General features: G+C 64.0%; 17 protein-coding genes. 6 read left to right on the top strand and 11 right to left on the bottom strand.

The window, feature by feature from the left end; genetic code table 11:
* Positions 1-7: 7 nt before the first annotated feature.
* The 3 genes from BLV94_RS33060 to BLV94_RS33050 all read right to left on the bottom strand — a co-directional run bounded on the left by BLV94_RS33060 (position 8) and on the right by BLV94_RS33050 (position 3,878).
* Positions 8-1,684 (bottom strand): GAF domain-containing sensor histidine kinase, encoded by a 1,677-nt coding sequence (locus tag BLV94_RS33060; RefSeq protein ID WP_167372200.1) that lies wholly within the window; start codon positions 1,682-1,684, stop codon positions 8-10.
* Positions 1,685-1,962: 278 nt separating this feature from the next.
* A complete protein-coding gene (locus BLV94_RS33055; RefSeq protein ID WP_072937140.1) occupies positions 1,963-2,634 on the bottom strand; it encodes a response regulator transcription factor in 672 nt (223 codons plus the stop codon).
* A gap of 20 nt (positions 2,635-2,654) precedes the next feature.
* Positions 2,655-3,878, bottom strand: a complete 1,224-nt coding sequence (locus tag BLV94_RS33050) for a CaiB/BaiF CoA transferase family protein (RefSeq protein ID WP_072937139.1) — start codon at positions 3,876-3,878, stop codon at positions 2,655-2,657.
* 73 nt (positions 3,879-3,951) lie between these two features.
* Here BLV94_RS33050 and BLV94_RS52225 point away from each other — a divergent pair, with 73 nt between their 5' ends.
* Complete coding sequence (locus BLV94_RS52225) at positions 3,952-4,710, top strand: IclR family transcriptional regulator (protein ID WP_083395750.1); 759 nt, start codon at positions 3,952-3,954, stop codon at positions 4,708-4,710.
* Positions 4,711-4,747: 37 nt separating this feature from the next.
* Here BLV94_RS52225 and BLV94_RS33040 read toward each other — a convergent pair whose 3' ends face one another.
* The 4 genes from BLV94_RS33040 to BLV94_RS33025 form a co-directional block, all read right to left on the bottom strand.
* Complete coding sequence (locus tag BLV94_RS33040) at positions 4,748-5,590, bottom strand: mycofactocin-coupled SDR family oxidoreductase (RefSeq protein WP_072937138.1); 843 nt, start codon at positions 5,588-5,590, stop codon at positions 4,748-4,750.
* A 47-nt stretch (positions 5,591-5,637) separates the two neighbouring features.
* Positions 5,638-6,015, bottom strand: coding sequence for a nuclear transport factor 2 family protein (locus tag BLV94_RS33035; RefSeq protein WP_072937137.1), 378 nt, complete (start codon positions 6,013-6,015; stop codon positions 5,638-5,640).
* A 38-nt stretch (positions 6,016-6,053) separates the two neighbouring features.
* Positions 6,054-7,679 (bottom strand): FAD-dependent oxidoreductase, encoded by a 1,626-nt coding sequence (locus BLV94_RS33030; protein ID WP_143051448.1) that lies wholly within the window; start codon positions 7,677-7,679, stop codon positions 6,054-6,056.
* Positions 7,680-8,283: 604 nt separating this feature from the next.
* Positions 8,284-9,570, bottom strand: a complete 1,287-nt coding sequence (locus tag BLV94_RS33025; protein ID WP_072937135.1) for a PucR family transcriptional regulator — start codon at positions 9,568-9,570, stop codon at positions 8,284-8,286.
* A 247-nt stretch (positions 9,571-9,817) separates the two neighbouring features.
* Between BLV94_RS33025 and BLV94_RS33020 the strand changes: the two genes are divergently transcribed.
* From BLV94_RS33020 to BLV94_RS33005, 4 genes are all read left to right on the top strand, one after another.
* Positions 9,818-10,390 carry a VOC family protein gene (locus tag BLV94_RS33020; RefSeq protein ID WP_072937134.1) on the top strand — a complete coding sequence of 191 codons (573 nt, stop codon included), beginning with the start codon at positions 9,818-9,820 and terminating at the stop codon, positions 10,388-10,390.
* Between the two features lie 64 nt (positions 10,391-10,454).
* A complete protein-coding gene (locus tag BLV94_RS33015) occupies positions 10,455-11,345 on the top strand; it encodes a fumarylacetoacetate hydrolase family protein (RefSeq protein WP_072937133.1) in 891 nt (296 codons plus the stop codon).
* Entirely contained in the window at positions 11,338-13,104 is a 1,767-nt protein-coding gene (locus BLV94_RS33010) for an FAD-dependent oxidoreductase (RefSeq protein WP_072937132.1), read from the top strand. The genes BLV94_RS33015 and BLV94_RS33010 overlap by 8 nt, the downstream gene beginning before the upstream one ends.
* Before the next feature lie 31 nt (positions 13,105-13,135).
* A complete protein-coding gene (locus BLV94_RS33005) occupies positions 13,136-15,118 on the top strand; it encodes an acetoacetate--CoA ligase (RefSeq protein WP_072937131.1) in 1,983 nt (660 codons plus the stop codon).
* Positions 15,119-15,334: 216 nt separating this feature from the next.
* Here the strand turns inward: BLV94_RS33005 and BLV94_RS33000 are convergent, their stop codons facing one another.
* From BLV94_RS33000 to BLV94_RS51630, 3 genes are all read right to left on the bottom strand, one after another.
* Positions 15,335-15,883 (bottom strand): RES family NAD+ phosphorylase, encoded by a 549-nt coding sequence (locus BLV94_RS33000; RefSeq protein WP_241031343.1) that lies wholly within the window; start codon positions 15,881-15,883, stop codon positions 15,335-15,337.
* Between the two features lie 65 nt (positions 15,884-15,948).
* Positions 15,949-16,473 (bottom strand): hypothetical protein, encoded by a 525-nt coding sequence (locus BLV94_RS32995; RefSeq protein ID WP_072937129.1) that lies wholly within the window; start codon positions 16,471-16,473, stop codon positions 15,949-15,951.
* Positions 16,474-17,288: 815 nt separating this feature from the next.
* Positions 17,289-17,417, bottom strand: a complete 129-nt coding sequence (locus BLV94_RS51630; RefSeq protein ID WP_255314948.1) for a hypothetical protein — start codon at positions 17,415-17,417, stop codon at positions 17,289-17,291.
* A gap of 30 nt (positions 17,418-17,447) precedes the next feature.
* On the opposite strand from BLV94_RS51630, the gene BLV94_RS32990 reads away from it, so the two are divergent.
* On the top strand, positions 17,448-17,771 hold the full coding sequence (locus BLV94_RS32990; protein ID WP_143051447.1) for a hypothetical protein: 324 nt from the start codon (positions 17,448-17,450) through the stop codon (positions 17,769-17,771).
* Positions 17,772-18,147: 376 nt separating this feature from the next.
* Here the strand turns inward: BLV94_RS32990 and BLV94_RS32985 are convergent, their stop codons facing one another.
* Positions 18,148-18,525: a serine recombinase gene (locus BLV94_RS32985; RefSeq protein ID WP_072937127.1), complete on the bottom strand. Its 378-nt coding sequence runs from the start codon at positions 18,523-18,525 to the stop codon at positions 18,148-18,150.
* Positions 18,526-18,843: the final 318 nt, after the last annotated feature.

Below are 18,843 nucleotides of genomic sequence, written 5' to 3'. Positions count from 1 at the left end.
CTGGCGTTTACGTCAGTTGACGCCTTCGCCCCGGCATCTCGATGATGACCGCTGTTCCTCCGTCGGGAACTGACCTGAGCACCATCAGCGCCGACTGCTCGGTCAACTTTCGTCGGGTCGAGGTAAGGCCGTAGCCGGGCGGCGCGCCCCGCAGCCCGAGACCGTCGTCTTCCACGCGGAGGACGACGCCGTCGGGGACGCGCGAGGATAGGACAACCGTGATCCTGCACGGACCCGCGTGCTTCGCCGCGTTGATCATGGCCTCCCGTCCCGCCGACAGCAGGGCGGTCGATGGACGCGGTCCGAGATCGGGCAACCTGTCGCCGTCGGGCAGGTCGACCTTGATCTCGATTCCGAACTGCTTCTCGACTTCTGACACGATCGTGAAAAGCCGGTCGCAGAGTGAGTGTCCGGGGTTCGCCGTTGCGGCGAGGTGACGAATGACCTCGCGGACCTCTCGGTCGCTCCGCTCCACCAGATCCAGGGCTCGCCGCACGTCACGACATGCGGGATGGTCGGCCTGCAATTGACCTGCCAAACTCTCGTCCAGGTTCTGCAAAGAGAGCTTTCCGGCAAAGAGCAGCTGCGCGAGACGATCGTGGATATCGTCGGCAATTCGCAGCCGTTCTTTCATTCGTGCGGTCTCGGCTTGCTCACGCAGGTACTGATCCGTCGTCCAGCCCAATGCGATCGTTTCGGCCATTCGTCGCACGGCGGTTCGCTCGTGCCGGCGGAAAGGCAGCCACGGAGTGCGCAAGAGTGCCAACGTCGCTCGGACCTCGCCATCGACCACGATGGGAACTTGGATGGAGACCCAGCCGAACTCTCGGGGCAACTCGGGTCGGTGCATTGCGCTGCGCAGACCCGACGACTCCGCATCGATCCCGGCCAGGAATCCGGTCGCGGATTCCACGGATTTCGCGTCACCCACCATGATTTGGTGTCCGTCTTCCCGGAAGGTGACCACGGTCGATACGCAGGACAGGACCGTCCGGAATTCGTCGAGGAAATCGACGAGTTCCTCGAAGCCGCGTCCTGATGCGATGGCAGCCGCGGCCCGACCGATCGACACCACCAGCTCTTCACGCTGACGCATCTCGAGGCGCTGCCGAACCTGTGCCACCGCTGACGCGATGAATGGAGTAAGGCGTTCGGCGAGCCGCGCGTCGCTCCAGGTGAAGGCGGTGGGGTGGTTTGCTACATGGACGACACCGAGCCTTTCTCCCCCGACGGTCATCGGCAGGGTGATGAGCCGCTCGACGCGAAAGCACTCGTACCATTCGGGAAAGCGTGGGATCTCGACGTCGGGGTGGTTGGACAGCATCGTCCGGCCGGACCGGAACACCTCTGCCGTCGACGTTGCGACCTCGGTGCGCCCGACCACTGCTGCTGCGACCACATCGGTGGGTGCGCCGAAGGAGCCGGGAAGAACCTGAAGGATATTACGATCGTTGAGTACCGACACACCTGCCGAAGTGCCGTCGACCAACACTCCCAGAGCTGCAGTGATACCCCCCAGCAGCTCCTCGATCGACTCGGCAGTCAGCGCGAGCTCGGCGAGAATACGTCCACCGGTCAGGACCATTCGCTCCTCAACGGGCAAGGCGCTCTCGACGACAGCGGCCCTTGCCAACCGCGCCAGCGACCGTAGGGCAACCCCGACACGTGAATCGATCAGAGACATTGACGGCCACTCCACCGTCAGAATGAGTCCGTCACCCTCCCCGCTCGATACAGTGGCGGTCGTGATGTCGCGTGATCTGTTGTGCTGCAGCGGAACCTCCGCACGAAGCAGTGAGGTATCAGCTGGTGTAGGGGGGGCCGCCACCGTGGGCGTACCGCAGGATGCCACGATCCCGAGCGGGTTCGACAGCGTTACCGCATCGGCCTCGAGTATCCCTCGCACTGTTTCCACGAACCGTCGAGGCCGAGTGCTGTTCGTTGTGTCGACAGCACCGGGGATCACCGGGGACATGGAGCTTCCTGCACGCTCGCCACCTCGGGATCGATGAACCCTTCCCTCAGCGCCGTGACGATGAGTTCAGGCGTTGTCCGTACTCCCACCCTCTCCTTGATCCCGTTGACATGGAAACGAACAGTCGACTCGGAGATGTGCAGTCGACGTGCAATCTGACCGTACGTCAAGCCTTCCGCGACCAGTTCGAGGACCCGCACTTGGTGCTGGGTCAACCCCTTCCCTCCCGGGCCGGCGAACGGACGTTCTGCACTGCCCTGCAACGAATCACGACAGACGACTCCCACCTGCCCGTCCAGTACAGAACCGAGTACAGCCCGAAGCTCCTGGAGCCCGGATCCTTTCGTCACATATGCAGCGGCTCCCGCACGCAAACACCGGTTGATCACGTCCTCCGCGCTCGAGGTGCTCACCACCACCACCGACGTTCCCGGTCTCGCCTCCGTCAAAGCCTGACACAACCGATCACCCGTCGTGTCGGGCAGACGGTAGTCGACCAGGAAGAGGTCGGGACGTTGGTGCGTTTGGACAGTCAACGCCTCTGCACCCGAGGCTACTTCGGCGATGACATCGACCGACGGGTCGGTGAGTGCGCCGAGCATCGCCCGTAGTCCTTCCCGCACGACCTCGTGATCATCGACTATGCATGCCTTCACCATTGGCTTCGCCTTCCGTGAGTTCAGATGACGTTGTCTTCGCGAAGCCGCTCGATCTCGCTGGGTGAGAGGTCGAGTAATGCCCGGAGTACGTCGTCGGTGTTCTCTCCGAGAAGCGGCGCCGGTGTGGCCGGCAGCGTTGGAGAGTTGCCCATCTGCAGCGGGCTGCCAAGCACAGTGCAGGCCCTGTCGCCTTCGCCGATCTCGGTGATCATTCCGCGGTCACGCAGAACAGGGTCGTGGATCACCTCGGCGAGCGATCGCACCGGCGCGGCCGGAACATCGGCTTCCTGCAGCAATCGGAACGCCTGGTCCTTGCTCAGTCCTGCGGTCCAGGCGGTGACTGCAGCGTCGACGTCGTCCATCTTCAAGACTCGGCCGGCCGGGGTTGCGAGGGCGGGGTCGTCGGCGAGATCCTCTCGTCCCATGACCCGGCACAGGTCCGTCCAGTGTTTCGGGCGCAGGCACAATATCGCCAGCCATCCATCTGTGACCGGATAGATGTTGTACGGACACACCGCAAGGCCACCATGTCGATTCCCGGTACGTTCCGGGAAGTCGCCATCTGCTTCGAGCAACCCTGCGATGTTGGAGGTCAAGGTCGGCACGATGGCGTCCTGCATCGCCACTTCGACGTGCTGACCTACACCAGTTCGCTCGCGCTGGAGCAGTGCTGCGAGAACGGCAGAGGTGAGGTGGCTACCTGCAGCGAAGTCGACAACCGCAGGTCCGGCCTTGACCGGTGCGTCGTCCGGGAATCCGGTCGTCGTGACCACGCCGGACATCGCCTGCACGGTCACGTCCATGCCTCGCATACCCTCGGCCGCAGGATGATTGCCGTAGGCGCGGCCCGACGCGAGGACGACAGCCGGCTTCACCGCGTGCAGCACGTCCCATCCGATGCCCAGGCGGTCCATCACTCCGGGAGCGAAGTTCTCGACCACGACATCTGCCTGTTGCACCAGGTCGAGGAACAGTTTGTTGCCCTGCGGCTTCTTGAGATCGAGGCGTACGCCGTGCTTGCCGGCGTTGAGCATGAGAAACGCCTGACCCGATGTTGCACCCGAGGAGCGCCAGCGAATCGGCTCACCACCGAACGGCTCGATCTTGATCACGGTGGCACCGAGTGCCCGCAGCAGGTGGGTGCAGTACGGGCCCGCGTACACCTGGCCAAGATCCAAGACCACGACGCCTGTGAGGGCGCTCTCCTGTGGGCTGCGGCTGGGCTCGAGTTGGGTTTCGTTCATTCACACTCCGTCCATATATACGGATACCAATCCGTACTTACGGATACGATAGGGAGTCGGGGAAACACCGTCAATGCCCCTCGTTACACTCGACGCTGTGCCACCGCGCCATCACCGAACAGTCGACCGACTCGCCGCCATCCTCGACGCCGTCGCGCCGGTCCCCCAGGGACTGACTCTTGCCGCGCTCGCGGACCGCCTCGGCGCGCCCAAGAGCTCGGTTCACGAGCTTGTGAACGGACTGCTCGCAACGGGATACCTCGTCGAGCGGGACCACCGCCTCAGCCTCGGTCCCGCACCGTTCGTACTCACACTCAGCGGGAATCGCCTTGCAGCCCAAGAGATCGACCGCGATCTCCTCCCCCGCATCCACGACGCCGTCGGCTGCAGCGTGCTCATCGGGATTCAGGTCGGCATGTCGCTGGTATACATCGATCAGATCGGTGAGGAACCAGCGCTCGAATTCGCCGCTCGCAACCACAACCGACGCTCGCTCTACGGGACCGCCTCCGGGAAAGCAATCTTGGCCTGCCTTCCCGGAGTCGACATGGATGCACTGCTGCATTCGGCCACCTCGAGCGAGCAAGTAGAGGTGGACCGCTTCCTGGCCGAGTTGCCCGACATCAGAGCCACCGGGCTGGCCTACAACCTCGGACTGACTATCCCGGATGTCTATTCCGTGGCCACGGCTCTTCGTCGCCCGGATGGCGCATTGATCGGCGCCGTGTGCGCCGTTGCGCGAGGAGAGCTCAGAGAGCGGCTTTCCGACATCGGCCATCAGATGCAAGAACTGCTCGCCGGGAGATCCGATGCCCCGACGACGCCGAAATGACGGCCACAGACCTGACGCCCGCGACTTCACGCCCGTCCTATTTCTTCAACAGGAATCCCGCATCTACCGGCAACGAGACGCCAGTGATGAACCGGGCGTCGTCGGAAGAGAGGAAGACCAGCGCGTTGCTGATGTCGACCGGATCCACCCATGGAATCGGAAGAATGTTCGCCAGCGCGTAGTTCGAGTCCGGCAGTTCCGCGTCCGCGCGGGTCGGATTCTCGAGATGAGGCATGAACAACTTGAGGATCGTCTCGTTCTGGATCATGTCCGTGTCGACGTTCGTCGGGAGGATGGCATTCACGCGGATGAACTGCGGACCAAGTTCGAGCGCAAGTGTTTTCATCAGGCCCAGCACGCCATGCTTCGCGGAGGTGTAGTGACCGAGATTCTGCACCGCAGTCACGCCCATCGCCGAGCTGGTGAAAGTGATCGAACCTCCGCGGCCGCCGGCGATGATGTGCGGGGCGGTGGCCATTGCGGTATGCCACGCTCCGGTGAGATTGACGTCGATGACGTCCTGCCAGGTTTGTTCGCTCAGATCGAGAACCTGGGATGTCGAGGCGATTCCGGCGTTGACTGACACGATGTCGAGGCGGCCCAACTCGCTTACGCCGGCCGATACCGCCTCCTCGAGCGCAGCTCGGTCTCGCACATCCGCTTTCGCGGTCACAATGCGACGGTCGAACTTCTCGACCAGTTCAACTGTTCGGCGAAGGTCTTCTTCAGTCCCCATGGTGTGGTCGGCAGTTGCGATCTGGTCGCAGATGTCGATCGCAATGATGTCGGCGCCTTCCTCCGCGAGCCGGGTTGCATGACTGCGCCCCTGGTCGCGTGCGGCACCCGTGATGAGGGCTACTTTTCCGTCAAACTTTCCCATGTTGCGCTCCTGTGGTCGTATGGAAGGATCTGTTTCGGCCGGAGGGTTCAGGCCAAGCGGCTGGTGTCGACGTACACGCGGTAACCGCTGATTCGATCTCCGGCGAAGTCGAGGAACGAGCAACCCTTGATCTTCTCGACTCGTCCGTCCGGGAACTGATATGCGACTGTCAACTCGACCCCCACCGCGCACTGCACTGGATCGGCTGTCACGCGAATGATTTCGTGGGTCAGCGATGCAAAGTTCGCCTTCCAGTCGCCGACGAAGGCCGCAATGGCATCCCGTCCGGGTACGGGGTCGTAATCGTTGAACGCGAACACCGCGTCGATGGTCAACCTGCGTTCGAACACGTCAGGTTCGTTGGAGTCGAGTTCGCGGTAGAAATCGGTGGCCGCGGCCGAGTAGTCGAAAACCGTCTGAGTCATTGTCGATCCTTCTTTGTCGATGTTCGTTCGAATTTGCGTCAGCTGGTGATGTGCTTGGCCGCTACATATGCGGCGCATTGAATGAAGCCGATCGTGTGACCACCGGCCCAATACGCCTCGCCGGACGGCGTTGCGGCGCAGTTGCCGACGGCGTAGAGACCCGGGATCGGCTGATCGTCGGGACGAACCACCTGATTGTTGTGGTCGACCCGGGGGCCACCAGCCGTGTCGATCAGCGCGGGACCGAGCACTGTCGCGTGATAGGGGCCGTCTGCGGAGAGCGGCGCCATCATGGGATTGGGTCCCTCACCGACCCCGAAGAAGGCGCTGAGTGCCTGCTCGATCGGTGTCGAGCCGCGCCCGAAGTCGTCATCCACGCCGCGGCGTGCCATGGTGTTGTAGCGCTCGACGGTCGCGGCAAGTGTGCCCGAGAACTCGGCGGCCAACTCCACCCGGCCCGTCATCGCGCGCAGCCGCTCGAGGCGCTCGCCGATGCCCTTCTCGAGATCGGTGAACGAATCGGCAGTAACAACCCAGTACGGGTCCTCACCCTCGGCGGGAATTGGATTGCCGAACCCGTCGCCGCCGAACCGCTGAGCTGCGTCGTCCCACAACATGATCAGCGGGTTGTTCGGGTAGGCCGCGATACCGCTATCCCACTCGAAGAAAGCTCGCGCGAAGTCGTGATATGGCGTCTTCTCACTGATCACCCGTTTACCGAATCGATTGACTATCAGCATAGAGTCGCCTGGAATCATGAAAGAGCCCCGTACCGCCGCCGGATCAGTCAAGAGGCGTTCGAGCACCATCGGCGCTCGCATTCCGATGTTCATGTTCGCGAAGTCAGCGCCGACCTCACGGACGATGTCGAGGATGTCTCCCGTATTGGTACGAGCGGCGCAGCCGCCGACGTACGAATGATCGAGATAGCGGAGTCTGCGGACCGGGTCCTGCGTGAATCCACCCGTTGCGAGAACGACGCCGCGGCGTGTCTTGATTCGAACCGTTTCGATCCCCACGTCGACGACCGCGCCGATCACCGCTCCGAGGTCGTCCTGAATCAGGCTCGTGATCCGGGCACCTGTGGTGATCGGGACTCCGGACCGCTCACAGTGCGCTGCAAGACGGCCGATCAGAATTTCCCCACCACTAGGACCGCCCTCACTCTCCGCAGGGAAGAGAATCCGGCCCGTGGGCGCCGCGTCTTCAGGTAGGTGTGCGTAATAGTCCGGAAAATCGGCCGCATGCCCGAATTCGAGGACCCCCAACCTCTCGTACTCGTCAGCCGCCTCGGAGGCATGGTCGTAGAACGCGGCGATACCGCGGTACTCCCATTCGGGCAGTCCTAGAGTTTCATGATCTGCGTCGTACAGTCGCGGGCGACTCAATCTCGCCATGTAACGAAGTGCGTCTTCGCGGGGGTCGGTCCGCCCGCTGGCCCGAAGGTACCTATTGTTCGGAATCCACATGTAAGCAGCGGATTTGGCGGTGGTACCACCAATCTTTTCCGCCTTCTCGACCACCTCGACTGTAGCCCCGGCCGCGGCCGCAATCACAGCAGAGCCGAGCCCACCAATACCGCTACCCGCGATGAGGACATCGACGGTCCGATCCCATGACACATCAGTCATTGCACGTTTCTCCGTATCGAAACACTTGGTCAAATGCGTTTCATGGTTCCTGTGTAGTCAGTACTCAATTCCTCGAAGCCTCGGCGCCTCCGCCAAGTGGCCGGCAAGGAATAATTTGATGTCACTTCGTGCCGACCACTCTGAAGACCCGTAATCGAAACTCCGCCTGAGCGGGCACCCTCCCCTTCATCGTCTTTATCTACGAATCCCTGCTAGCCAACCCAACCAAGCCTTGACGGAGTCCTGCCAGAAAGGCATGTAGCCGAATTCAGTTACTCGACAAGGTAATAGAAGAGTGTGATGTCATCGAAATGATGGCGATTCCGAACGTCATTTTCTTCGAGTGGTTGGGCCGTGCGGATGCGAGCGCCGAGTGCGCGCCGACGAGATGGTGGTGGTAAGTGAGCATTGCAGATCCTCCTTCCGCCACGCGCAAGAATTGCCGAACCTCGTCGAGAGGAATCCGGGCACCGATATGTCAACCGTTCAGGTTTCGCCCGACCACTTGTGTGGCGTGTGCCACAATTACAGCCCACGAGTTGTGGGGTTCGCACTGGGATAGAGCCCAGGGTTATCGCCCCACATTGGGCTAGAGACCAATGCAGAGCAGAAACATCACATCGCCTCGACCGCTGGTTCAGGCGTCGGGCCGGGACGTGGTGCCACCTCGGAGCCATTCGTGGACCCTGAGTGCGGCCCGCAGGTTGGTGGTCGAGGCTCCAGGTGGATGCTCACACAGGCTCAATGCCTTATGGACTCGATACGTGACCGTGTTCTTGGAAATATGTTCGGCAGCAGCGACTTTGGCCAGACTGTGATCCATGTCGAGATAGCGAATGAGGGTCGATCGCAGATCGGCAGTCCGGGCGTCGTCGTCGGCGAGGGGGCCGAGCAGGCGACTGGCGAATCCGGCGGCGGCATCTGGTTCGGCGAGGAGAAGCACTTCGAGGGCGAAATCTTCGTGCGTGCACGTGGTGCGCGGCTGATCGGCGCGAAGACGCACTATCCGCTCCACTGCCCTGGCCTCCATGTGACTGCGCCGAAAGCCATCCACTCCGGATCCCAGTTGGCCGACGACGACGGAGATGTCACCGAATTCCGGCAAAGGCTCTCGGAGGACATGCCCTTGATCCGGGGAGACCGCACCCCACGCCCATATCGTCTGAAGTCCCACGGGAATCACCAGCGTTGCTGTAGGAATTCCCCAGTGCCGCAACACAGGGTCGACGATGCTTCGCAGATCGTGACCCGCGTGCGGCCCGCTCCACGCGATGATCGCCAGATGGTGTCCGCCGAGCGGGTATCCCAGCACCTCGTCTGCGCGAGAAGGGTCGACGGGTTCGGCCTCGACGATCTTCTTGACGAAATCGAGTCGAGCGGCAGAGACCCCGGCCGCCCAGGCGCTCCGCTCCTCGAGAAAGGTAGTGGCAGCGACTCCGGTGAACTGGTCCAAGACCTCGAAGAGCAGCACCGAGACCCGCCGCAACTCAGCGCTGCTCTCCGCCGGCGGGATCAACCGGAGGGCCGCATCGAGGATGGCGGCTGCGAGAACGGCGTACCCGACTCGGATCGAGCCGAGAAGATCATTGAGTTCCAGGCCTCGGCGGGCGAAGTCCACCGCAACCTCCTCGACCTCGGCACTCGCCAGGGAGGTATCGGGTTCACCGAGGCCGGCGACCAATGTCAGGGCCCGTAGTGCTGTCGACGTCGTCGCCCTGCGCACGGCACTGGGCTGTGAGGCTCCTTCCCGAAGGATCGGCATTTCCCGCGAGATCCTGGTCGCGATATCCTCGCCTACCTCGACAGCCCAGGTCACAGCGCCGTCGCCCAAGGTGGAGCGGATGCGATCCGCGTCGGGACTGAGCCATTCGCGTTCGGATTGCCGGGCGCGGGTGCCCGCGAGTTCGTGAGTCCAGTGCGGCACTCGACATCCTTCCACTCTGCCCCCGACCACTACGATCCGCCCGAATTGGGCTCGAACCCAAATTCCTCGAGTGTTCCTGGTCCTCAGCCAGTAGCAACACGCGCTGAAATTGAATGAAATTGTGTCATCGATCAGTGACGGGCACCACAGCACCGGGTCTCTCGGACATGGCGTTCACCCGGTGTCGTCAACACATGTTTCGCATTACACCACCCATGAGTGACCCGTGGACACAAAGGAGTCAACGATGACCGCCACCCCCAAGTTCGCGCACGTCGTGCTGCAGACCAGCCGGTTCGAGGAGATGCGCGACTGGTACTGCACCGTGCTGGACGCGCACGTGGTCTACGAAGGGCACGGTTTGTGCTTCATCACCTTCGACGAGGAACACCACCGGGTCGCGCTGCTGGGCGCACCGGTGCAGCTCGAACCGAGGAACCCGGGCGCGTCGGGTATGCATCACACCGCCTACACGTTCGACACTCTCGATGATCTGCTCGATCGCTACGACTCCCTGAAGGAGCGGGGGATCGAGCCGAAAGTGCCGATCCAGCACGGGGTGACGACGTCGCTGTACTACCAGGATCCGGACGGCAACTTCGTGGAACTCCAGATCGACAACTTCACCACCCCGGACGAGGCAACGGCCTACATGAACGGCCCGGAGTACGGCAACAACCCGGTCGGAGTGTCGTTCGTACCGGAGTTGATGCGGGAAGCACTCGTGAACGGCACCCCGATCTCGCAGATCACCACCCACTCCTGGGCCCTGCAGACCAGCCCCGACCTGCCCGACCCGATGGCGGCGTTGACCAGCTGACCCCACTCGAGCTCACGCTCGGCTCGGCACAGCGGCAATTCTCTTTCACCGAAGGACAATCTTCATGCGTGTAGCAAACCAAGCCGGCCGGCTCCAGGTCGTGGCGGACGGCGTTGCCGTCGACGTCGAGACGGCCAGCGGGGGCCGCTTTTCCGCCGAACCCCAGCAGATTTTCGACCGGTGGGACGAGTTCACCGCCTGGTCACGCACCGCGGACCTGGCGGACGGGGTACCGGTGGACGAGTCGAAGCTGGGCGCTCCGGTTCCCCGGCCCGGCCAGATCTTTGCCGTCGGCGTCAACTACGCCGATCACGTCGAGGAATCCGGGCTCACACTGCCCGACGCCCCGTTCGTGTTCACCAAGTTCCCCGCGTCGATCGCCGGGCCGTACGACACCATCGAACACCCCGGTGGCTCGGTGGATTTCGAGGTCGAACTCGTGGCGGTCATCGGCAAGGAAGCCCGAAACGTGCCCGCCTCCCAGGGCTGGGACCACGTGGCCGGGCTGACCCTCGGCCAGGACCTCTCCGAGCGGGACCTGCAGCTGTCCGGTCCCCCGCCACAGCAGTTCAACCTCGGCAAGTCGTTCGCCGGATTCGCCCCGATCGGACCGCTGCTCGTGACGCCCGACGAATTCGGCGACCCCGACGACATCGAGATCAGCACGGTCCTCTCCGGCGAGCTCATGCAGAAGTCGCGGACCCGGCACCTGATCTTCCCGATCCCGGTTCTCGTGTCCTACCTGTCCTCGATTCTGCCGCTGTGCCCCGGCGACCTCATCTTCACCGGCACCCCCTCGGGGATCGGCTTCACCCGCGACCCGAAACGGCTCATCGGTGTCGACGACGAACTCGTCAGCCGCGCCGAAGGCATCGGCGAGATGCGGCATCGCTTCGCCGCCACCGACCGTCCGCACCCCCTCACCACTCTTTCCAGGAGCACGCACAATGTCTGACATCACCGTCCCGGTACTCGTCGTGGGTGGAGGCGGGTGCGGATTGACCACCTCGATCCTCCTCTCCGAGCACGGCATCGATCACCATCTCGTCGAGCGGCACACCGGCACCTCCCACCTGCCGAAGGCCCACTACCTCAACCAGCGCACGATGGAGGTGCTGCGCCAGGTCGGCGTCGCGGACTCGATCTACGAAGTGGGCACCCCGCCGAGGAAGATGGGCAAGACCCGATGGGTGACCTCTCTCGGGGGTGACGGCGAACTCGACGGCCGCACCCTGTTCACGCTGGAGTCGTTCGGCGGCGGACGGCTCGAGAGTGCGTACGCAGTCGACAGCCCGTGCCCGTCCAGCAACTACCCCCAGATCCGTCTCGAACGGCTGCTCCGGCAGCATGCGGAGGACCGGGCACCGGGCTCGATTCACTTCGGTCGTGAGCTGGTCTCGTTCGAGCAGGACGACGACGGTGTGCACGCGGTCATCGTGAACCGGGAAACGCAGGAGACCTACACCGTCCACGCCCAGTACATGGTTGCCGCGGACGGCGGCAAGACCGTCGGCCCCGAACTCGGAATCACGATGGAGGGCCCGAGCGGCATCCTGGACATGGTCAGCACCCATTTCACCGCGGACCTGTCGCAGTGGTGGGAAGATGACGTCCTGATCACCTGGCTCCTCAACCCCGAGGGCGCCGGGTCCTGGAGCAGCGGCGCCATGGCCGCGATGGGGCCGACCTGGGGCAAACATTCGGAAGAATTCGTCCTCCACTTCACCTTCCGGCCCGACGATCCCGCTCGCTTCGACGAAGACGCGATCGTTCCCCGGATCCGCGAACTACTCAAGCTGCCCGACCTGGAGATGACGGTCCACAAGGTCAGCCACTGGATCCTCGAAGGTGTGCTCGCCGACAAGTACCAGGTGGGCCGCATCTTCCTCGCCGGCGACGCCGCACACCGACACCCGCCGACCACGGGACTGGGTCTGAACACCGCCGTCCAGGACGCCCACAACCTGGCGTGGAAGCTGGCTGCGGTCCTGAAAGGGGACGCCGCCCCTGCCCTGCTCGACACCTACGAGCCCGAACGTCGCCTTGTCGGGATGCGCAATGTCGACTGGGCCATGTTCACCTTCCTCAATCACATGGTCATCGACGCGGGTCTCGGCCTGATCCCCGGGCAGCCCGTCGAGGCTCAGGTCCAGGTGTTCCGGGACTTTTTCTCCGACACCCCGATGGGTGAAACCCGCCGTGCGCGTGCAGCCGAGGTGATCAGTACCCAGCGCACCGAATTCCAGGCTCACGATCTCGAGATCGGCTTCTCCTACCCGGAAGGGGCACTCGTCCCGGACGGCACCGAGGCACCGCCGCGTGACCCGATGGGGCACACGTACTACCCCACCACCCGTCCCGGGCACCGACTGCCCCACGCGTGGATCGAACACGACGGCAGGCAGATCTCCACCCACGACCTCACCGGGAACAACGCTCACTTCGTGCTCATCACTGCTACGGACGGTGCCGCATGGTCCGACGCCGCCCGACTCGCCATGGACAAGTTCGGTGTCCAGATCAAGGTCGCGCAGATCGGCGACGGCACCGACTACACCGACCCCACCGGCCGGTGGAGCGAACTCCGCCAGATCGACGACACCGGGGCGATCCTGGTCCGTCCGGACAACCACGTCGCCTGGCGCAGCACCGGCACCGCCGCCGACCCCGCCGACGAGCTCACCCGCGCACTCGGCACCGTGCTCTCACGCTGACGGCGGGACCCACCGGAAAGGACGCACGACTATGACCACGCCAGGACGTGAAGTGCTGTGGACGCCGCCGCCCGGGCGGGTCTCGGCCTCGAACATCATCCGGTACCAACGCTGGCTCGCTACCGAGAAGAATGTCCCCACCGACGATTTCGATTCGCTCTGGTGCTGGTCGATCAGTGACCTCGACAAGTTCTGGCTCTCGATCTGGGAGTATTTCGACGTGATCGCCTCGGCGCCGCCGCAAACGGTGCTCGCCGACCCGCGGATGCCCGGTGCCCGGTGGTTCCCGGGCACTCGGCTGAACTGGGCGGAGAACCTCCTCCGTCACGTCGACGAGCCCGGGCCGGCGATCATCTCGGTAAACGAGACGGGCACGACCGGGGAACTATCGCGGGCCGAGCTGGTCGCGCAGGTCGCCAACCTCGCCGCGCACTTCCGCGAGATCGGAGTGCGTTCCGGCGACCGGGTCGCCGCGGTCTTACCGAACATCGCCCCCACCGTCGTCGCGGTGCTGGCCGCAGCCAGCATCGGTGCGGTGTGGTCCTGCTGCGCACCGGATTTCGGCGTCAAAGGGCTGGTCGACCGGTTCGCGCAGATCGAGCCGACCGTGCTGATCGGGGTGGACGGCTACCAATTCAACGGCAAGCGCATCGACCGCCGCGACGTCTTCTCCGCACTGCTGGAACAGCTCCCAACCGTGCGGCACACCATCATGGTCCGCAACCTCGGCCTCGAGGGGCGGCTCCCGCCCGAGGTCGCCGATTACGCCGACCTCGTCGTCGGGGACGCCGCACCACAGTACGAGCAGGTGCCGTTCGATCACCCGTTGTGGATCCTCTACAGTTCCGGCACCACCGGCCTCCCCAAGGGCATCGTCCACTCGCACGGCGGAATCCTGCTCGAATCCCTCAAGGCCAACGCGCTGCACTATGACCTCGGCCCCGCCGATCGGGTGTTCATCGCCGCGAGCACCGCCTGGGTGGTGTGGAACATGCTGGTCGACGTCCTGGCGGTCGGCGCCACCGTGATCACCTACGACGGCAGCCCCACCTACGGCCGGCCAGACCACCAATTCGAGGTCTGCGCCCGCTACGGGGCAACGAGATTCGGCACCGGCGCGGCCTACCTGACGCTGTGCGAAAAGGGCGGCACCCAGCCCGGTACCGATTTCGACCTGTCGAGGTTGCGGTCGATCATGTCGACCGGTTCGCCGCTACCGGACACCACCTGGCGGTGGGTCTACGACGCAGTCAGCGCGGACGTGCACCTGGGGTCGGACAGCGGCGGCACCGACGTGGCCACCGGATTCATCGGCGCCAACCCGATCTCCCCTGTTCGCGTCGGGGAACTCCAAGGCCCCTACCTGGGGGTCGATGTGCAGGCCTGGAACGAGGCCGGTCAGGCGGTCGTCGGCGAGGTCGGGGAAATGGTGATCGCCGCACCGATGCCGTCGATGCCGATCTACTTCTGGAACGATCCCGACGGAAACCGCTACCGGGAAGCCTATTTCGATGTTTATCCCGGGGTATGGCGGCACGGCGACTGGATCAGCATGGAAGCCGACGGCGGTTGCGTGGTCCACGGTCGGTCGGACTCGACAATCAACCGCGGCGGTGTCCGGATGGGGTCGGCGGATATCTATCAAGCCGTCGAAACGCTTCCCGAGATCGCCGAGGCACTGGTGATCGGCGCCGAGTTACCCCACGGGGGCTATCACATGCCGCTGTTCGTGGTGCTGCGCGAAGGATTTGACCTCGACGAGGCTCTCGTGGAGAAGATTCGCACCTCGATCCGCCGTCAGACCTCGCCCCGGCACGTTCCGGACGAGATCATCGATGTTCCTGCAGTTCCCACCACCCGCACCGGCAAGCGGCTCGAGATTCCCGTCAAGAAGCTGATCCAGGGAGTGGCTCCCGAGACCGCGATCAACCGCGCCACCGTCGCCGACGCCGCCGCCCTCGACTGGTACATCGACTATGCCGAACGCTTTCACAGCAACAGCGAGGGTGGCTGACTTGCTCAGGGAGCGATAGTCCCCTCGGAACTGCCCTGTTGCACCCCCGCAGCTTCGTCGTAAACCAAAGAGAAACAATGAACAACGCCCTGTCAGTCGATCACGGGACCGCGACCCCCTCGCAGCACGGGCCACGGACGCGGCGCTTCCACGCACGGCTGCTGTGTCCGGCACTCGACGCGCGACACATCGCCCTGCCGAGCCGGCCCTGGATCGTCAGGTTGGCGGATCGAGGACCCGGACCGACCGCGGAAGCGGCTGTACCGCAATATCACAACGCCTCGCCGCCGCCATGAAAGACTCCGGGCGCGGGTCCACAGGCCAGGACACCTCACCGGCCGGACCGAACACTGCGGCCGCATTCGCCGCCGGGCCCGTGGTGAAACGCGTCTGATACCGGATGCCGTCGAACTCGACATCGAACGCTGCCGCCCACGACCGGGGAACGTCGTACGGTGTCATCGAACACAACTCCCGGGTGAGCCCGAACGCGGCAGCCGCGTCAGCGCACGTGTCGGCGAGGTCATGGGTGCCCGGTACCCGGAGAGTCGACAGTGCCCGCTCGGCCGCGAAGTCGTGGGCGATCACCCCGAGCGATGCCAACGCCTCCCCCACCGTCTCCCGGATGGCCGTCGCCTCATCGAATGCGACGTAACACGTGCCCCGCGGTGCGGACAGATCGAATCGTCCGCCACCCGAAGAGGAGAACCACCACGGCCCATTCGAGACCCGGTGACCACGCTTGACCTGCCGCCTCCCAGTCAACCGCCAACCAGGAAACCCCGTGAGCGTGCGTGGTCCGGGCGCCCGAAGAGCAACGTCCTCACGGTTCACACCTCCCACCGCTGCACGTCCGCGCGGGCCGCCGCCAGGACCGGGTCGACCCGGCCGCCCTCGGCCAACCAGCCCGCCGCGGTCTTACCGCCGAACGCATCCTGCGGTGCCCGCAGCCACAGCGCACACGTCCACGGGTCCGCCCCCGCACGCAGGACACGCCACACCTGCACCAGCGTCGGATCCACGGTGCCGCTGCTGGTGAACTGCCACACCGGATAGACCCACTGCCCCTCTTCGAGTTGGCAGGCGATCACCGCGTTGGTAGCGACCCTCTTGCTCACCGCCTGCCGACTGACATTCCACCAGCGAGTCAGCCCGGCCGTATCGTAAAACGGGCCCACGACCTGGTCATAGACATGATGGGTGGGAAGCGCAGCCGACATCGCATCAGCGATCGCCTGCACGTCCGCGAACGCGTCGGTGGGCACACCGGCCGCAGCGGCCGCAGCGAACGTGCGGTGCACACGCTGCGACAGCTCCTCCATCAATCGCTTCTCCTGCTCCACCAGCGACGTCATCACACCCGCCCTTTCGCGTCAACCTTGTCAACCATAATGCTGCCTTATGTCGTCAACCACGTCAACCAGAGAGTCGGCCCGATCGCACCTCCCCGATCTACGGTCAAGTGCGGACGTCGATCTCATCGCCGCCGATCGTCGACCTCGACAGAGCGTTCCCCTCGACCTCGTCGAGGAGCCGGTCCCGGCCGGTCCCTCCGTGTGACCGAGGTTTCCTTGCGGATGCCGCATCCGGCGGGGCGCTCCGGGCACCACACTCTGCGGGGCTCGTTCCGGCGTCGCGATTGCAGCGGTGGCGTCGACGATCAGAGACGGCAAACGCGCCGATTTCCCCTGACGACGCGTGCTGGAGGGTCGATGGTTCACCTTGCCGGTTAGAAGCAACCGCCACCGCGCACTCGCGGCTTGAAACATCACGAGTCGAACGTGACTCATACACCACAAACTTGATCCCAAACCCGGCTACGCCGCCTCGATCAGTCCTCGAGCGAGACGAATCTGCACCCCCGATACCGAGTTGATCGACAACATGAAGGCACTCGATTCTGCCGTGACGGCCGTCGCACCGGATCTGTCCGAGTTGCCCGGCATCGGATTCGTCATTTGCGACCTCCGAGCTAATCGCATGGCCTCATCCCGACCGTGCCCGTTCGAGCCGCGGTCGCAGCCGCCGCCGGGACCGGCGTTGTCACGCAGGTCGATAGGTTCGTGGGCCGGCACGGGATCCGCGGCAGCGCCCGTACCAGACCCAACCCCCATCGCAGGATCGCTCACCTCTGCCCTTCTCGACCCCCGGCGAGCTTGACCGAGTTTGATCAGCCGTCGACGTGGAACACCGCATGTCGACCGCGGTCGGCGGAACGGCGCAACGCGGCCTGGATGACGGCGGTGCCACCGATTCCGCCGGCGAGGACAAGGAGCAGTAGAGCGACATTGAGATTCACGGGACAGGTCCTCCTCGGGATGGGCCAGGTGTGGCGGCCGGTGCGGATCGTGATGCGGTAGAGCTCAGTTCGCGCCCAGTCGGCAGCGAGGGCAAAGGGGTGTCGGCGTTGTCGTCAGCGAACATCACGGCGAGTCGGGCCTTGATCTCCGCGGTGCTGATCGACCCGGCACCGGTGAGGGTCGACGATCTCCTGCGGTCGGATGTCACACTCATGATGGACGATTCCTGCCTTCGTCTAGAAATCAATTGGTTGGCTCCGAGTGCACTCGGCCAGATCACGGACGGGCATGCAGTCACCCCACGAGAAGACCGCGAAGTCATCGCCGACCGCTACACCCTCACCAGCAAATAACGTGCCCATCGACGAGCCATGCGAACGGCGACGGGCCGGCGAAACCGTGAGTCACACTGCCCGCCATCGACCAATCCGTCCAGCACCCACGCTACGACCTCCGGAGCACCCTGTCATCCAGTAGGAAATCATCGAATTCTCCTATCGTTCAGTTTTTTTCGCTGTTGGTCGCCTGCCGGCCGTCGCCGATGTGGTCGAACCTTCGCGCCGCAGAGTGCGCGTACGCGGACACCTACCTCGGGGAACGCCACCGGACTGGGTGACCTCGTCGGTGTCGGCGCAGTGTGCCCGACGACGGTGCAGACTCCAACGGTTCCGAATTCAACCCCAGGCTCACGAACTCAACGTCGAGTGACCGGTCGAGCCATTCTCTCGTTCACTTCACGGCCGCCGTCGTCGCGGATGTCTCTGCGAGCGGGGCCGGTAGACGCTGGCGCAACTTCGCTTCGTGAGCGTCGATCTTGGACCTCAACGATTTGCCTGCCTTGGCCACCCGGCGTCCGGCGACAGTCAGCATCGGTCGTGGAATCCCGATACCCATTACCGGGACGCCTGTCACAAAGTTCTCCTTGAAGAGAAACATCGAGGCGTCGACCACTTCGTCATGGGTGAGCGCCGAGGCCACCCACCCGACCTCCGCTCCGATGGCATCCGCGTCCAGAATCGGGCTGCGATAACCCTCCGTTGTCTTCGCAAGAAGCCAACGCAGAACAGCGTCGCGAACCGCCCACTGACGATCGGTAGCTGCACTCACATTTCAGTCCTCCAAATAGATTCCACTAACGCTGCCCTGCACCATAGCCATCGGTGAGAAATAAGCAAGCTCCGTGAAATTTCCTGCGCGCCTTGCACCTCGGAAGCTCCCGACTGGTGTTTCACGACGACCGGACCGGACAAAAGGGGGCGTAGCGCCCCTCGGACCGGGGAACCGCCCGCCGAGGCGCCACCCGACCCCTCGTCACGACCCGGCATCACCGAGCCGCCTCGCATTTCGGCCGCTGAACTGGACTTATTTCTTTTGTTGGGTATGGTCGAGGTCAGTTCGCGGTTGCCGATTCGGAAAGGACCGACA

Source organism: Rhodococcus koreensis (genome assembly GCF_900105905.1).
In the GTDB taxonomy this organism is placed as follows: Bacteria; Actinomycetota; Actinomycetes; order Mycobacteriales; family Mycobacteriaceae; genus Rhodococcus_F; species Rhodococcus_F koreensis.
This window is presented reverse-complemented; position numbering and strand designations above follow the sequence as displayed.

Bases quoted from the DNA above. Each gene is read 5' to 3' on its own strand.
- BLV94_RS52225 (WP_083395750.1), top strand. From the start codon at position 3,952: ATGCCCCTCGTTACACTCGACGCTGTGCCACCGCGCCATCACCGAACA.
- BLV94_RS33060 (WP_167372200.1), bottom strand. From the start codon at position 1,684: ATGTCTCTGATCGATTCACGTGTCGGGGTTGCCCTACGGTCGCTGGCG.
- BLV94_RS33010 (WP_072937132.1), top strand. From the start codon at position 11,338: ATGTCTGACATCACCGTCCCGGTACTCGTCGTGGGTGGAGGCGGGTGC.
- BLV94_RS33040 (WP_072937138.1), bottom strand. From the start codon at position 5,590: ATGGGAAAGTTTGACGGAAAAGTAGCCCTCATCACGGGTGCCGCACGC.
- BLV94_RS33020 (WP_072937134.1), top strand. From the start codon at position 9,818: ATGACCGCCACCCCCAAGTTCGCGCACGTCGTGCTGCAGACCAGCCGG.
- BLV94_RS33035 (WP_072937137.1), bottom strand. From the start codon at position 6,015: ATGACTCAGACGGTTTTCGACTACTCGGCCGCGGCCACCGATTTCTAC.
- BLV94_RS33055 (WP_072937140.1), bottom strand. From the start codon at position 2,634: ATGGTGAAGGCATGCATAGTCGATGATCACGAGGTCGTGCGGGAAGGA.
- BLV94_RS33015 (WP_072937133.1), top strand. From the start codon at position 10,455: ATGCGTGTAGCAAACCAAGCCGGCCGGCTCCAGGTCGTGGCGGACGGC.
- BLV94_RS33050 (WP_072937139.1), bottom strand. From the start codon at position 3,878: ATGAACGAAACCCAACTCGAGCCCAGCCGCAGCCCACAGGAGAGCGCC.
- BLV94_RS32995 (WP_072937129.1), bottom strand. From the start codon at position 16,473: ATGACGTCGCTGGTGGAGCAGGAGAAGCGATTGATGGAGGAGCTGTCG.
- BLV94_RS33005 (WP_072937131.1), top strand. From the start codon at position 13,136: ATGACCACGCCAGGACGTGAAGTGCTGTGGACGCCGCCGCCCGGGCGG.